The organism is Fulvivirga sp., from assembly GCF_040218215.1.
Classification (GTDB): domain Bacteria; phylum Bacteroidota; class Bacteroidia; order Cytophagales; family Cyclobacteriaceae; genus Fulvivirga.
This window is the reverse complement of record NZ_JAVJQL010000011.1, coordinates 74975-89075: the sequence shown is the minus strand read 5'-3', so window position 1 is coordinate 89075 and position 14101 is coordinate 74975. Positions and strand designations below refer to the sequence as shown.

Genomic DNA, 14101 nt, shown 5'->3' with positions numbered 1-14101 from the left:
TATACAGAATGTTACTTCCGGATAAGAACCATTGATTTTTGAGCCAAGAAGGGGAATTGAACCCCCGACCTCTTCCTTACCAAGGAAGCGCTCTACCCCTGAGCTATCTCGGCTGATTAGCTCTCAGTTCTCTGTGTAAGTTGAAGCAACCTTTAAAAACTTAGAACGTCAAACCAAGACCTCATTTTAAGAGCGGGAGACGAGGTTCGAACTCGCGACCTACAGCTTGGAAGGCTGTCGCTCTACCAGCTGAGCTACTCCCGCTTTAAGATTTGGGACAGCGAATTTACGATTTTTATTGTCAATTCAGAAATGCGCTGTCATTAATCAGTGGGGGGAGCAGGATTCGAACCTGCGAAGACATAAGTCAACGGATTTACAGTCCGTCCCAGTTGGCCGCTTTGGTATCCCCCCGTGGTACAATATTATTAAGAACTAACTTCCAAAAAGCACCTTCATATAGGTGACTTTTTCGAAAGGAAGTGCAAAATTATACGGTTTTTTATTTTTATCAAACTTTTGAAAAAAAAAGTAGATTTATTTTCCTACACCTCATTTTTAAGCCGTACAAAGCACTTTTTACATGAAAATAATTTCTTTGATAATGTCTTTACCAATTTCCTTTTCAAAAATCGAGATAATCTTTGCTTTGGACATGGACAATTCCTTCTTCAAAGGGGCGGAGCTAAGCTCTATAAATAGTACTTTATTCTTTATAAATATCTTTGAGGTTCTGTTTGCTATGGTTGCCCCCATTAGTTTTTTCCATGAGTGGATAAGACGCTTTTCATCAAACCTCTCTTGTAAGTGATATTGTTGAAGCAAATCACTTATAGCATCTCCTAAAGATGTGGTTTCGGATTTTCTTTTACTGTAATACTTGGCCATGCAGATCAAAGGTACATAACATACTTCGCAAACCTTTATGATTACAATTATCAATAAGCGTTACTGAAAAACTATTTTGTCAAAAACATTATCAATTTGAGATAATCTTGATTTAAAATAATATATTTATCGTTATGAGTGATGACCTACAGGAAAAAACTAGACAACTTCTCAATGACCTAAATTATTTTTTAGCTCATATTATCATTTATTTCATAGTAAACATATCTCTGGTGCTTTTTGCCTTTGGTAACTTAAGTAGCAGGTGGTGGGTCTTTTTAATTGTTTTATTTTGCTCTTTAGCCCTGTTGTATCATTGTATTAAAGTATATGGAGTAGATTTATTGAAGAGCAGGAATAAGAAACTCAATCTGCTTTGGTCTTTTTTCTTTAAGCTTACAATCGGCTAAACAGCACTCAGCTGACCAGCATCAATTTTATAATAAGCGGCTGATATATTTAATGAATTGAGCATTTCTCTTGTCCTTTCTTCTCTGGCATCAGTAATAAAAACTTGTCCAAACTGCTCCTCTATAACCATGTTTAGTAACTTCTCTATCCTGTTGCCGTCCAATTTATCAAAAATATCATCTAGTAATAAAATAGGCTTATATTTCATTGACTCATCAATAATCTGAAAGTGAGAAAGCTTAAGGGCAATAGAAAAGCTCTTCTGTTGCCCTTGAGAGCCAAATTTCTTTAAAGGGTTATTTCCAATTAAGAATTTAAAGTCATCCTTATGGATCCCTAAGGTTGACCTCTCCAATGCCACATCTTTACTTACAGCACCTTTCAAGTCGCCTCTAAAGTCATCTGAAGATAGATTGGAAGAATATTGGATGTCCACACGCTCCAACTCATCACTTAAAAAAGCATATTTTGCTAAAAAAACACTTTTCAAATCTTCGCTAAACTCCTGTCTCCGCTCGTAAATCTTATTTCCCAACTCAATTAGTACATTATCATAATTATCTAGCAGATCATAATTAATCCTCTTGGTTTTATTAAATGTTTTTAGAGCACTGTTCCTTTGCTTCAGGTTATTGTTGTAATTAATAAGGTGCCGTAAATAGTTTATATCGATCTGACTTATTATAGTATCTATAAAACGTCTACGGGTTTCGCTGCCCTCTCTGATAATATCTGTATCATAAGGGGTAATTAGGACTACGGGGAACCTTCCAATATGCTCTGACAGTTTATCATAGTCATTCTTATTTACTTTGAATGACTTTTTAGTGCCCTCCTGAAAATAGCAAACCACTTCATTCCGATCTTTTCCATTCGCAAATAATCCCTTGATACTAAAATAGGTTTCACCAAACTTTATGTTCTGACTATCAATGGAATTATGCGCACTTTTGGTCATTGACAGGTAGTGAATTGCATCGAGGATATTGGTCTTCCCACTGCCATTGAGGCCAACAAGGCAATTGATTTTATCAGAAAAAGCCAATGACACTTCTTCGTAATTTTTGAAGTTAATCAAACTTAGTTTTTCAATGTGCATTAACTTTTTTTGCTTATTTTCGCAGTCCAAATTTGTATTCAAAATTAACACTATGGCAAGTACAACAAAAGGAAAAGCCCAATCAAAATCATCTGCCGCCAAGTTTTCTAAAGAAACATACATGGAATGGTTTGAGAGTATGCTTTTGATGAGAAAGTTTGAAGAGAAAGCAGGTCAATTATATGGCCAACAAAAAATCAAAGGGTTTTGCCACTTATATATAGGACAAGAAGCATGTGTTGCTGGAGCAGTATCAGCCCTAAAGAAGGGGGATAAATACATCACCGCATATAGAGATCACGCCCACCCTATTGCTTTGGGGTCTGATCCTAAAAAGATTATGGCAGAGCTTTTTGCTAAAGAAACCGGTATCTCTAAAGGAAAAGGTGGATCAATGCACATGTTTGACATTGAAAATCATTTCTTCGGTGGGCACGGTATAGTAGGTGGACAGGTGCCGCTAGGAGCTGGTATTGCTTTTGCTGAAAAATACAACAAGACGGGAAATCTCTGCATGTGTTACATGGGAGATGGTGCAGTAAGACAAGGTGCTTTTCATGAAGCCTTAAATTTAGCTATGACCTGGAAACTGCCTGTAATATTTGTAATTGAAAACAATGGATATGCTATGGGGACATCGGTTCAGAGAACATCTAATGTTACTGAACTACATACATTAGGAAAAGCTTATGAAATGCCTTCTGAAGCTGTTGATGCAATGTCTGTTGAAGAAGTACATAAATCAGTGGAGGTAGCGGCCAAAAGAGCAAGAGATGGAAAAGGGCCTACCCTTTTGGAATTTAGAACATATAGATATAAAGGCCACTCAATGTCTGATCCTGCAAAATACAGAACTAAGGATGAGGTTGAAGAGTACAAGAAGAAAGACCCTATAGAGCAGGTTAGAGATGTCATCTTAAAAAATAAATATGCCAGTGAAAAAGACCTTTCTGCTATTGAAGAAAAAGTCAAAAAAGAAGTAGCGGAATGTGTGAAATTTGCTGAAGAATCATCATACCCAGATCCGAGTGAAGCATTTAAGGATGTTTACGTTCAAGAGGATTATCCATTTTTAATGGAATAAAATAAACAGTAGTTAATGTTGAATTTAAAATTGAGGAAGTTCATTTCTTCTTCAATTTTAAATTCTTAGCTTTGCAGCCTTAAATTTTATTTACTAATGGCAAGTACGAAGAAAAAGAAAGATCAAGAGAATCACGCTAATGATTTGTTGGAAAATCCAGAAGCGCTTGCAAACCAATTATCTAAAACAGAAGAGTTTATTAATGCCAACAAAGCTTTAGTGCTAGGAGTAGGTACGGTGCTTGTTTTGTTGGTAGCTGGGTATTTCGGGTTCAACACTTATAAGAATTCTCAAAATGAGCAAGCTCAGAACGATATGTTTCAGGCAATCTATTACTTTGAAGCTGATAGTTTAGACCTTGCCCTTAACGGTGACGGAATTAATTACGGATTTCTAAAAATAATAGATGAGTACAGCATTACAGATGCAGCTAACTTAGCTAATTTCTATGCGGGTGCTGCTTACCTAAAACAAGGCAGTTTTAAATCCGCTATTTTATATCTAGAAGACTTCTCAGCTGATGATCTTTTGATTCAAGCCAGGGCTTACAGTCTAATTGGTGATGCTAACATGGAACTTGGCGAATACAATGAGGCAGCTATCTACTATGAGAAAGCTGCAAATTATGAGGCTAACAAATATTTCTCTCCAAGATATTTAATGAAAGCGGCACTTGCTTATGAGAATGCGAATGATCTTGAAGCTGCTAAAAATGCTTACTCTCAGGTTATAGAGAAGTATTGGGATTCTGCTGAAGTTCAAAATGCTAAGAAATTCAGGGCTAAGATAGACTCGGCATCATAATATAGAAAACATTTATTTAAAGGGATAGGGTTAGCCTTATCCCTTTTTTTATTTTTGAATAAACTTAAAAACATGTCATCATCACTCAAAAACTTAAGCGACCACACTGCTAAAAATATAGGCGATATGTCTGGCAAGAGGTTCGGCATACTAGTATCTGAATGGAATAACGAAGTAACGGAATCACTATATTCAGGTGCTTATGAAACACTCATTAGCAATGGTGTCAATCGTGATAACATAATAAGAAAGGATGTGCCTGGCAGCTTTGAATTATCATTAGGAGCTCAATGGATGGCTCAGCAAGATGATATAGATGCTGTGATTTGCCTAGGCTGTGTTATACAAGGTGAGACAAGGCACTTTGATTTTATCTGTAATGCTGTGGCTCAAGGAGTTACCGATGTGAGCCTAAAGTATAATAAGCCTGTTATTTTTGGAGTACTCACGCCAAATAATCAGAAGCAAGCACTTGACAGAGCAGGTGGAAAGCATGGCAACAAGGGTGATGAAGCTGCAATAACTGCAATTAAGATGTTAAGCATTTGACTTACAATTACGTGTACAATAAAAAAGGAAGTTGAACTTAGTTCAACTTCCTTTTTTATTGATTTATTTCTTAATTATTCCCCGCCAAGTCTGTTTCTAAGCAAGAACTCAAGATAAGCTTCTTTGTAACTGTCTACTTCAGGAGCCAATTGCATGGCCTCCTCATAGCTGGTAAGCGCATCTGCCAACAAATTGTTCTCTTCGTAAAAGCCTGCAAGAATGTATTTGTTAAGCGCTGACTCTTGCTCAACATCAGACATTAACTCGCTAAGTGCTGCTTTTACTTTTTCAGCATCTGCTGCTGGCAATTTCTTGATAGCGTAAGTACCTGATTTTATGGTTTCATCATTCTTATTAACTACAGATAACAATACCACATTTTCTTTGGCTATTTTCTCATCATTAAGATCTATCTCTACGTTCGGATTGTTTGTCTCAATAGATAGTAGCACATCCTCAAACATATTTTTCAAAGTCACTTTGTAAGTAATTGAGTTGTCAGTAGTAGAGTCCCATCTTACTATGGCTTTATCACTAAATACTCCTACAGAGCTTGGTAAGAAAACTTTGATCGCATCATTTGTTCCTCTATGTACCGCTCCAGTTGCACTCAATCTGTTTTTCTTGCTCTCGGCAGACATTTTTGATAACACAAAGTCTGCATACTTACTTGCTACACTAGATCCGCTTGTATTAATTTTTGCCGCCAGGTCTGAAACTTTATGATTTCCAGCTTCTTTCAGCTCTAATGTTTTACCACTGGAGTGAACAAGCCCAAGGTATGCATCTGCAGAAACTTGTAGTTCATCAGTTTCATTTAAAGAAGACCCTGTCTTCAATGCCTGCCACTCACTCCCAGACTTCACTTTATTATCACCTTTGTTAGCCAATACCTTAAAAGTATAGCCTTGGGCTAAAACCAGATTGCTTACTAACAAAAGGCCGGCTAAAACACTTAATATCCTTTTCATGATTAATTTAATTATTTAAACTTTTTAATATTCTTTAATATTTTTCACACAATGTGTGGTTATATACGCCCTGGTTTAAATAGGTAAACACCCATTGCAAATTTATTAACATTAATTACAAAACTTACATAGACGCTAAGAATGCACCTTCAAAAGTAATTTAAATATTGTTCAAATGAAATGAAAACAAACTTCTATGTACCCTCTTCTACTACTTTTTTGCGTTTAGATGTAAGTCTATCCGCCACTTTCAACACCATATTTCGTATTACACCATAGTATATCTCTAGCAAATCACCTGCCAAAGCGATGGCAAACAGGCCTACAGTTAATTCCAGCTTGAAACTGATCCAGGAAAATAAATAGATAATCAAAAACAATATGACCAAAACCTCAACTACCTGAATAAGCTTGGTGGCACCATCGTACCACGCTCCCATTCTCATATAGATAAAGGAGAAGAGAACTACATTGAAGTAGCATAAAATTAGCCCTATAATGTTCTCAGTAGTTTCTCCAAGCCTGTCAACATAGTCACGATTTAATATCATAGAAACAATGTTGGCATGAATAACCGGACCAAACATATCTGGGTTGGCCCTGCCTGCTATTTTAGAATTTAGTGGTGTATAGAACCTATCTTCCCACTCTGGTGCCCCAAAATATTCCCCCATAAATCCTAATATGACAATTTTATCCTTAAGTAAACCGGGAACAAAATCTTCATTTAAAACCTGATCCCAATCCAATGCATAAAACCTTGTCGCAAACTTATCTTCCTCAAAAAAGTTAACAAAGTCACCTCTATAATTAATGATTTCAAATTCATTGCCTCTTTCCAATAGCGGTTCCACGGAAGTGGGATCAAAAACTTCTGCCATTTTTGCTGCAAAAGCAATGGGCTTTAAATCTGTGCCTAAAATATCACGCTGTGGTGGAAATTGTCGACAAATCTTAATATCATCCTGATACTCTGCTTCAGTTTCCAAATTAGCTATTGCGTGATGTGCCTTTTTAGTATACATGCTATCAGAAGTATATAAAATATCATACATCTCATCACCTTCGTGTAATGCCTTTAAAGAATCACTTTGCTGCACCATGGCTACCATTACCAGGTCTGATTTAATATTTGTAAGAACATCAGCTAAAAAAATAGAACCTAGGGTATCATTAGACGGGCCATAGCCTTTAAAGAAACTATCTATTCCTATAACTTTTGGATCATACTTGTCTATAATTTGGAGCTGCTGCGCTATTTGCCCTCTTCCAAGAGGCCCCATATTTACAAGTACAATACTGGTATCAGGAGGAAGTGGGTCTCTTAATTGAGAAAAAGCAATATCCGTCATCTCCATATCTTCCAATGCCTGACCTATGGAGTCAAAGGCATCAAAGATTTTGAAGGCCGAAATATTAGAAATGAGGTACATGAAAAGGTAAATGAATGCAGTAGCGAATATACTATCTAACCAAATACTTCCTCCTTGCTTTTTTTTCTTTGTCATAGCTTGCCAATTAATTGGGAAGTCAAGATAAACATTATTGCAAATAATTACGAATTGTCAATTGAAATGTATCCGTACTTATTATTTTCGAGTAATTATGGCCATTGCAAAGAGAAAAAGACTTACAACGCAAGAATATATCAATGGTATTAATGATGGCAAAAGAGTAATACTTAGCAGGGCCATCACTTTGGTTGAGAGCTCATTGGCTGCTGATCGCGATTTAAGTGAAACCATAATTAATGAGTTATTGCCATCAACAGGAAACTCATTAAGAGTAGGAATTACAGGTGTACCGGGAGTTGGAAAAAGTACCTTTATTGAAGCATTGGGAGTTCTCCTTTGCGATAAGGGACATCACGTTGCCGTACTTGCTGTAGACCCTAGCAGTCAGAAAAGTGGCGGTAGCATTTTGGGTGATAAAACACGAATGGAGCAATTGGCCCATCATCCCAATGCATTTATAAGGCCCTCGCCCACAGGCAAATCTCTTGGTGGGGTGGCCAACAAAACCCGTGAGACAATGCTGCTGTGTGAGGCGGCAGGTTTTGACATAATTCTTATAGAAACTGTAGGTGTTGGACAGTCTGAAGTGGCAGTTAAAGGAATGGTTGATTTTTTTCTGCTGCTGATGCTGGCTGGCGCAGGAGATGAGCTACAGGGCATCAAGAAAGGCATTATGGAAATGGCTGATGGCGTAACCATAACAAAAGCTGATGACGAGAACGTGAAAGCCAGCAAGCGTGCTAAAAGTGAATATCAAAATGCGCTTCACCTCTTTCCTCCAAATGACAATGGATGGTACCCAAAGGTGCTGACTTGTTCTGCAAAGGATAATGTTGGGATAGCAGAGGTGTGGAATTTGATTCTTGATTTTCAGGCGCATATGGAAGGCAATAACGCTTTAGAAATTCAACGCCAGCAGCAAAATATTGATTGGCTTCATGAAACTTTAAATCAGGGTTTGCTATCTGCCTTTTACGAACAGAAATCAAATCAGGTAGCTCTGAAAGCTATTGAAGAAAAAGTAAAATTAAAACAGATCACACCGCAGGCAGCTGCACGTCAGCTTTTGAGTAGCAACTCCAAATCTGAATAATAGAATAACTCTTTGAACTCCTTTTCTGATCCGTCTTCATCCTTAACCTTAAAAGTATGCTGCTGTGAATAGGTGTCATTCGAATTAACCTTAATCTTAAAATCAAATATAGGCCCCTCAATCACAAAGCTGTGGTATTCTCCATTTTCTCCACAAGGGTCTATGTCAGGATGATTATTAATAAACGAAGGAGAGATAAGTCTTCCGCAATATTTTTGGTCAATGAATTTGGAATCAACGGCACATAGGACAGACTGAAAGTCCAATTCAAAAAACTCATTAATCAAATTCTTAGTATCCTCTTTCCATAAGGGATAAACGCCCTTAATACCAGCAGGCTTGAGCATCATTTCTCTAAAATCTTTTAGGTCTTCAAGGAAAATATCACCAAACATAACATGCTCCACTCCTTCCGACTTTAATTGCTTATAATAGTCAGTCATTAACTTCTGATAAGCCATAGGTCGCTTTTCTAAATAAAGCTTTTTCAGTGGCATGCCTAGTTTCTCAGCCTGGGCTTCAATGAAAGCTTCTGGAATATTATGGATACCGACCCTTTTTGTATCACTCTCAAATACCGTATGGATTTCTACAATCTCAAATTCATCTTGATTGATTAACCTATGGAGTGCAAGTGCAGAGTCTTTGCCTCCGCTCCAACTGATCGATATTTTTGGTTTGTCTGTCAAATTCAATCTTTTTTAAATCCATACGGACAATGGCGACACCCACTCTTGCAGCAGTAGCCACGCTGCAGGTGATAGGCTTCTGTGAAAACCACAAAGCCATTCTCCATGTAGTACAAACGCTTACTATCTTTCTTATCTTTTGCCATTACAAAACTGCAACAGGGTTTTTATTCTCATCAACAGCCACAAATGTAAACTCACCCTGAATTGCCATTTTCCTATCTTCGGAGTACATCTGCTCAATGTAAATCTCAACCTGCACTTTAAGACTGGTATTACCAACATGACTAACAACACCTATCAGCTCTACTAAGGTGCCAGCTGGTATTGGGTGTGTAAAATCCACTTTATCAGAAGAAACTGTAACCACCCTTTTTCTTGAAAACCGAGTAGCGGTGATAAAGGCTACCTCATCCATCAGCTGAAGGGCGGCACCTCCAAACAACGTATCATAATGATTGGTGGTGTTTGGAAAAACCGCCTTAAAAATTGATGTTTTTGATTTTATTATTCTTTGTTCAATGCTCATTATCTAAAGATAAAGCCATTAGGGACTATCCCGCTTTCAAAATTATCAATTTCTTCACCTTGAAGGTCATATCTAAAAACAGTACCATTGCCCTGATAGTTATTATGGTCACCAACATATAAAACCTCACCATCTATGCCAATACCATAGAAGCTAGCTGATGAAACAATTGGGGTTGATGGTGCTGAAGAAGCGGTAGTGCTGATTTCAAAAACATTTGAAGTAGCTACCCAATCCGCGTCATAAGTGATAGATAAAAAGTAGATTTTATTCTTTTCAGCATTCAGCACCATTTTCTCATTGAACCCGGAAGTTGGCACATTCTCTATAGTTTTTACAACTTCATTAGTAGCAACATCTATTTTAGCCAGATTACCTGAAGTGCATATCACCCAAATATCACCTGCAGCATCCAACTCCATTTTGTCAGGGCCAGCAGGAGTTTCTATTGACACAACTTCTTCCAAAGTGGCAATATCCAGTACAGTGATAGAATTGGAGTTGACATTGGAAACATAAAGATTACCACCTATCACAAGCACATCTTGAGGCTGAAAATCCCATGGGATCGTAGATGAGATGGTCAAATCAGTAAGATCAACCACCGCAAGAAATGGGTCATCATATCCATAAGTATCACTGTTGTACGTCCCCCAGTTAGTTACAAAGCCCTTATCTCCCTTTGCTGCAAATGCGTATGGTGATGCAAATCCTTCACTGATGGTTCCTGAATTCATTAAAGAAGTGCTATTGATCACTTCCAGTTTATCTGGGTTGTTACAAGTAATGAAAAATTCATTTCCAAACGTCTCCACTTGCTGAATAGTAGCTGCTATTGCGAATCCGTTAGTACTGTGGTAAAGGTCTGCTTCCACTTCACCAGTGGAGCTGTTAAACCCTGTAATTGACCCTTCAGCACTTAAAAAATTGCCTTCATTAATTACTAAAACATTAGATTGAAATGATGGGCCGCTATCGTCATCACTACAGCTGGTGATTATAAAAATGGAAAGCACAAATAGTTTAAAAATGTTGTTGATTTTCATCGTTTTTTGAATTGAATTAAATAGTTGAAATTAAACTGGTAATAGCGACCTGGCATGGCCGTGTTGATTATGGATTGATACTCAGCGCCCAACACATTCTTGGCTGAAAGGCTGAGGTCAAATTCTCCGATATTGCTTTTAATTCTTTTACCAACTGTGGCATCCATTAAGAAATAACCATCCAGCATTGTACTGCCAATAGTTGATCTTTCACCTGTATACCTGCCTGAAATCAATAGCCTTCCGAATTTGCTAACTAGATTGATTGCGGCATTGGCATTGTGTTTTGGCGTGTAGGGTAGCTGCTCGCCAAGGCTTCTGTCCGTTGCAGAAATGGTGTTAGTGGGTTCAGCTTTATTGAAAGAATAACCTGCGCTTAAATTTATTGATAAGTCTGTTCGCTTTACTACATAATTGGCTAGTACCTCAACCCCCTCCGAATTAACTTTTCTGATGTTCTTAGGTGTCCAGTAATTGGATTCAGGCACCCAGATGATCCATTCGCTCACCCACATTTTGTAATAATTAGCAGATGCAGAAAATGCCCCTTGAGTAAAATTGATGCCTCCTTCAGTGTTATAGCTCGTTTCAGCTTTTAAATCAATATTGCCCCCTGGGCTCCAGTACCTATCATTTAAAGTTGGCACCCTGTAGTTTTTGGACAGCTGACCAACAAGTTTCCAATTTGGGTTCAAAGCATATTCTCCACTCAACGCAGGTGCAAAAGCAGATGAATACCCACTGACAAGATTGTATCTGAGGTTAGCTGCTAATGTGAGCTTATAAAGCTGGAAAGTTGAAAGCGCAAAGAAATCTATTCTATCTTCATTTTGCTGTTTATCATAGCTGTCAACATCAGCAATAATATGATTGTGGTTAACACCTATAGTAGCCTTAACTTTTTTCCACTTTTTCTCAGACTGAATCTGATTTATGATTTGCCTTGCCTGAACTACTGACCCTTGATCATACAACTGATAGTCTTTAACAAATCCTGTTCTGAAAGTGGTGTAGGCAAAATCAGAATTATGATGGTACGCAGCAGTCAGCCTAATATTCTCATCTTCCTGATCAGTTAGAGAGGCAAAGTTTCCAAGTACAGGCTGAATCTCTCTATAATTTGAATTGAACCAGCCATTAAAAGTTATGAGCTGATTACTTGCCAGTTGGATGTAGATGTCCTGATTAAAACCATAATATTTATAGCTGGCATTATTTTGCTTTACTACCCTGCCATTGGAAGGAATAGTATAAGAAAAATCATTATCTGCATATTGATAATAGCCCGAGGACTTAAAGTTGACTTTCCCTTTGGTGAAATTAATAAGACCCGAGGTTTGTCTGGCTCCAAAACTGCCAAGTCCCTGATTCAAGCCCAGAGTGAGTCCTTCTTTCCAGTTAGGATGATTATTTAAATGAACAGTTCCGCCAATAGCATCCGATCCATATAAAGCTCCTGCTGATCCATATTGAAGAGAAATCTCATCTGTCCCAATTACTGGAAGTAGCGAGAAGTCTGATTGCCCTAAAGTTCTTGAGTTGATATTTATGCCGTTCCAGAATACTCCGGTATGGCTTGGGCCAGTGCCTCTGAATGAAATGCCAGCAGCCATGTTATTGCCGTAAGACCTTATATAGACAGGATTTGTGGCAGCCAGTAAATCACCAATATTGTTTTGGGCATATTGCTTCCTAATGCTGCTATCTGCAGTCACCACCTTCTGACCCACCGCATATTTAGCATACGGAATGCCTCTTACCTCAACTGCGTCCAACAAAAGTGAATCCAGCTGCGCGTAAGCACAATTAGTCAGCACAAAAAGTGCTACAAACAAATAAAGCTTCTTCCTCATAGTTTACTGAGTAAAAGCTTCGGATTAGTGTTAGTGATATGAGCAATAAATTGTTCATTTCATTAGCCCCAACTCCCGAAGGCTTGAAAATTATTCGATTATTGGCAGGTCTCCTGACTTGCTCTCTTGTTGCCGCCTTCCCACCCCGAAATGTCGAGACAGTGGCTTAGATTGTACAACAAGCTTTGTTAGAGCTTACAGTTGCGGGTACAGTTCTTGATTTTCACAAGATTCCCTTTTAATTCCGACTGGCCGTGGGCCTTATCGAGAACCATTAATCAAGGCCAAAGTTAGAAAAGTTTTATCATGTACTAACATTTTGTTTAATATTGTTGACGGAATTTTAAACTAAACTATGCTCCGTACAATTTCCCTCTTCTTATTTATCGGCCTTATATCCTGCAACCAAACAAGCAGCAATGAGGGTGAAAATACCGCCTCTGACAAGGTTCTGGAACTAAAATATGCTACCGGCTTTGCCATTGACTATTTTGATGGCTACAAAATAGTTGAAGTAAAAAGGCCTTATATGAATGCCAAGACAAGCTTTAAATATATTTTGGTTTCTGATGAGTCGAAAGTACCTGTCTCCCTTCAAAATGAGCGACTTATTCAGGTGCCAATTAAGAGCATTGTATGCACCTCAACCACACATATTCCACTATTGGATTACCTTAATGAATCTGACAAGCTCATCGGTTTTCCTACTACAGATTACATCAGTTCAGGAAAAATGAGAGCGCGAATAGATGAAGGTTTAGTGAAAGACCTTGGAGTTGATAGTGATATCAATTTGGAAGAGCTTATCTCACTTGATCCTGATATGATTATGGCTTATACCATAGGCGGAGATTATGGCCAGTTTAATAAAATGGAGCAACTTGGAGTACCTGCTATTCTTAATGCTGAGTATCTGGAAGAACACCCCTTAGGACGAGCAGAATGGTTAAAATTTATGGCTGCCTTTTTTAATAAAGAAGCCATGGCTGATTCTATTTTTACTGAAATAGAAGAAAAATACAATAGCCTAAAATCTATTTCAAATAAGGCAACGGAAAGGCCCACCATTTTATCCGGTGTAGTTTATGGAGACACCTGGTACATGCCGGGAGGAAAAAATTATGCTTCTACAATAATGCGCGATGCAGGTGGCGATTATTTATGGGCCTCTGATTCTACCAGTGGCTTTCTTGAGCTTAGTTTTGAAGCTGTTTATGACAAAGCACTGGATGCAGATTATTGGATAGGCGTGGCCAGTTTCGAAACACTCCAGGCAATAGAAGAGGCTGATAACAGGTATGCAGATTTTGCTGCTTTTAAGAATAAAAAAGTATACACTTATAACGCTCGAAAAGGCGCTAAGGGCGGTAGTGAGTTTTTAGAATTAGGTTATCTAAGACCAGATCTGATCTTGGCAGATTTGATTAAAATCCTTTACCCAAATCAAATACCTGAACATGAGCTTTATTTTCATAAGCAGCTGGAATGATATAATTATTATTTTTAACCACATAGGAGCAAACAGAGAAACACAGAGGAATAGTGAAAAGTAATAATGATTTTAAATTGGT

Annotated in this window: 15 protein-coding genes, 3 tRNA genes and 1 riboswitch; of the genes, 6 read left to right on the top strand and 12 right to left on the bottom strand. The window is 37.9% G+C overall.

Annotation, left to right across the window (positions count from 1 at the left end; genetic code table 11):
- Positions 1–41: 41 nt before the first annotated feature.
- The 4 genes from RIB54_RS05090 to RIB54_RS05075 all read right to left on the bottom strand — a co-directional run bounded on the left by RIB54_RS05090 (position 42) and on the right by RIB54_RS05075 (position 888).
- Positions 42–113, bottom strand: a tRNA-Thr gene (locus RIB54_RS05090).
- 78 nt (positions 114–191) lie between these two features.
- Positions 192–264: transfer RNA gene (locus tag RIB54_RS05085), tRNA-Gly, on the bottom strand.
- Positions 265–331: 67 nt separating this feature from the next.
- Positions 332–414, bottom strand: a tRNA-Tyr gene (locus RIB54_RS05080).
- Between the two features lie 165 nt (positions 415–579).
- Positions 580–888 (bottom strand): DciA family protein, encoded by a 309-nt coding sequence (locus tag RIB54_RS05075; protein WP_350099573.1) that lies wholly within the window; start codon positions 886–888, stop codon positions 580–582.
- Positions 889–1022: 134 nt separating this feature from the next.
- Between RIB54_RS05075 and RIB54_RS05070 the strand changes: the two genes are divergently transcribed.
- Entirely contained in the window at positions 1023–1298 is a 276-nt protein-coding gene (locus RIB54_RS05070; RefSeq protein WP_350099572.1) for a 2TM domain-containing protein, read from the top strand.
- Here the strand turns inward: RIB54_RS05070 and recF are convergent.
- Complete coding sequence (recF, locus tag RIB54_RS05065; protein WP_350065544.1) at positions 1295–2398, bottom strand: DNA replication/repair protein RecF; 1104 nt, start codon at positions 2396–2398, stop codon at positions 1295–1297. The two genes, RIB54_RS05070 and recF, sit on opposite strands and share 4 nt — an antisense overlap.
- Before the next feature lie 52 nt (positions 2399–2450).
- On the opposite strand from recF, the gene pdhA reads away from it, so the two are divergent.
- From pdhA to ribH, 3 genes are all read left to right on the top strand, one after another.
- Positions 2451–3482, top strand: a complete 1032-nt coding sequence (pdhA, locus tag RIB54_RS05060; RefSeq protein ID WP_350099571.1) for a pyruvate dehydrogenase (acetyl-transferring) E1 component subunit alpha — start codon at positions 2451–2453, stop codon at positions 3480–3482.
- A 96-nt stretch (positions 3483–3578) separates the two neighbouring features.
- Positions 3579–4286, top strand: coding sequence for a tetratricopeptide repeat protein (locus RIB54_RS05055; protein WP_350099570.1), 708 nt, complete (start codon positions 3579–3581; stop codon positions 4284–4286).
- A gap of 72 nt (positions 4287–4358) precedes the next feature.
- Entirely contained in the window at positions 4359–4835 is a 477-nt protein-coding gene (ribH, locus tag RIB54_RS05050; RefSeq protein ID WP_350065538.1) for a 6,7-dimethyl-8-ribityllumazine synthase, read from the top strand.
- A 74-nt stretch (positions 4836–4909) separates the two neighbouring features.
- Here ribH and RIB54_RS05045 read toward each other — a convergent pair whose 3' ends face one another.
- Together RIB54_RS05045 and RIB54_RS05040 are read right to left on the bottom strand one after the other, a co-directional pair.
- Positions 4910–5806 (bottom strand): hypothetical protein, encoded by an 897-nt coding sequence (locus RIB54_RS05045; RefSeq protein ID WP_350065536.1) that lies wholly within the window; start codon positions 5804–5806, stop codon positions 4910–4912.
- A gap of 194 nt (positions 5807–6000) precedes the next feature.
- Complete coding sequence (locus tag RIB54_RS05040; RefSeq protein ID WP_350065534.1) at positions 6001–7314, bottom strand: CHASE2 domain-containing protein; 1314 nt, start codon at positions 7312–7314, stop codon at positions 6001–6003.
- Between the two features lie 97 nt (positions 7315–7411).
- Here RIB54_RS05040 and meaB point away from each other — a divergent pair, with 97 nt between their 5' ends.
- Entirely contained in the window at positions 7412–8413 is a 1002-nt protein-coding gene (gene meaB / locus RIB54_RS05035; protein ID WP_350099569.1) for a methylmalonyl Co-A mutase-associated GTPase MeaB, read from the top strand.
- Here meaB and RIB54_RS05030 read toward each other — a convergent pair.
- From RIB54_RS05030 to RIB54_RS05010, 5 genes are read right to left on the bottom strand one after another with little or no spacing between them, the layout of a single operon-like run.
- The gene (locus RIB54_RS05030; RefSeq protein WP_350099568.1) at positions 8380–9102 is read right to left on the bottom strand and encodes a Dph6-related ATP pyrophosphatase; all 723 of its coding nucleotides are present in this window, start codon (positions 9100–9102) and stop codon (positions 8380–8382) included. The genes meaB and RIB54_RS05030 overlap by 34 nt on opposite strands.
- Positions 9103–9104: 2 nt before the next feature.
- Positions 9105–9248, bottom strand: a complete 144-nt coding sequence (locus tag RIB54_RS05025; RefSeq protein WP_350065529.1) for a C1orf53 family protein — start codon at positions 9246–9248, stop codon at positions 9105–9107.
- Positions 9248–9631 (bottom strand): acyl-CoA thioesterase, encoded by a 384-nt coding sequence (locus RIB54_RS05020; protein ID WP_350065527.1) that lies wholly within the window; start codon positions 9629–9631, stop codon positions 9248–9250. The genes RIB54_RS05025 and RIB54_RS05020 overlap by 1 nt, the downstream gene beginning before the upstream one ends.
- Positions 9631–10677, bottom strand: a complete 1047-nt coding sequence (locus RIB54_RS05015) for a DUF5074 domain-containing protein (protein ID WP_350099567.1) — start codon at positions 10675–10677, stop codon at positions 9631–9633. The genes RIB54_RS05020 and RIB54_RS05015 overlap by 1 nt, the downstream gene beginning before the upstream one ends.
- The gene (locus RIB54_RS05010) at positions 10674–12530 is read right to left on the bottom strand and encodes a TonB-dependent receptor plug domain-containing protein (RefSeq protein WP_350099566.1); all 1857 of its coding nucleotides are present in this window, start codon (positions 12528–12530) and stop codon (positions 10674–10676) included. The genes RIB54_RS05015 and RIB54_RS05010 overlap by 4 nt, the downstream gene beginning before the upstream one ends.
- 86 nt (positions 12531–12616) lie before the next feature.
- Positions 12617–12821, bottom strand: a riboswitch (cobalamin riboswitch).
- 64 nt (positions 12822–12885) lie between these two features.
- On the opposite strand from RIB54_RS05010, the gene RIB54_RS05005 reads away from it, so the two are divergent.
- A complete protein-coding gene (locus RIB54_RS05005; RefSeq protein ID WP_350099565.1) occupies positions 12886–14019 on the top strand; it encodes an ABC transporter substrate-binding protein in 1134 nt (377 codons plus the stop codon).
- Positions 14020–14101: the final 82 nt, after the last annotated feature.